Below are 518 nucleotides of genomic sequence, written 5' to 3'. Positions count from 1 at the left end.
TTGACCGCAACCACAGCACCTCTTACCGGATTCACTGCGGCATCGCCGATCTCATCTCGACCATCGACCATCGACCACCATCTCAGCCCACGGCCACCGATCAGCCCACGGTCAGCGCCTCTATCTGGCTGTCACACTAGCTTTCGGCAACAGGCTCTTCGGCGATCGAAAATCGTTCGCAATGCAAAACACCAGCCTCCTAGCCTTGACCACTTTCGGGCGCAGCGCGTCTTTGAGGGCCTTGCGGGCGTGGTTGCGATGCCACCCGGTGGTGGCGCACAGCTCGTCAAGAATCCGCCCCTTGCCGGCCTTGTCCGCCCGCGCGTAGCGGGCCGCGATCGTCCTCGTCACTGCCTTGCGTTGACTCATTGTCAGCCCCATCATCCGGGCCTAACCGGCGAGGCATCAGCTGCCAGGTAGGCGCGCCGTACGCGCGCATTCTCTGACCCTGATTTTTCAGCCGGCTTGTGATGATCTTGTTTTCGGTGGTCTGGTTGGTGGTGACTGCGCGCTGATGG

1 protein-coding gene and 1 pseudogene are annotated in these 518 nt (G+C 61.6%); both read right to left on the bottom strand.

The window, feature by feature from the left end; translation table 11 throughout:
* Positions 1 to 198: 198 nt before the first annotated feature.
* Positions 199 to 369, bottom strand: a pseudogene (locus FPZ47_RS30345) (integrase); the annotation flags it as partial.
* Positions 287 to 518 (bottom strand): hypothetical protein (locus FPZ47_RS29115; protein ID WP_210420060.1); only part of this gene is annotated, 232 nt, incomplete at its 5' end. The gene FPZ47_RS29115 and the pseudogene FPZ47_RS30345, both read right to left, overlap by 83 nt.

This window comes from Mycobacterium helveticum (assembly GCF_007714205.1).
GTDB classification, from domain to species: domain Bacteria; phylum Actinomycetota; class Actinomycetes; order Mycobacteriales; family Mycobacteriaceae; genus Mycobacterium; species Mycobacterium helveticum.
This window is presented reverse-complemented; position numbering and strand designations above follow the sequence as displayed.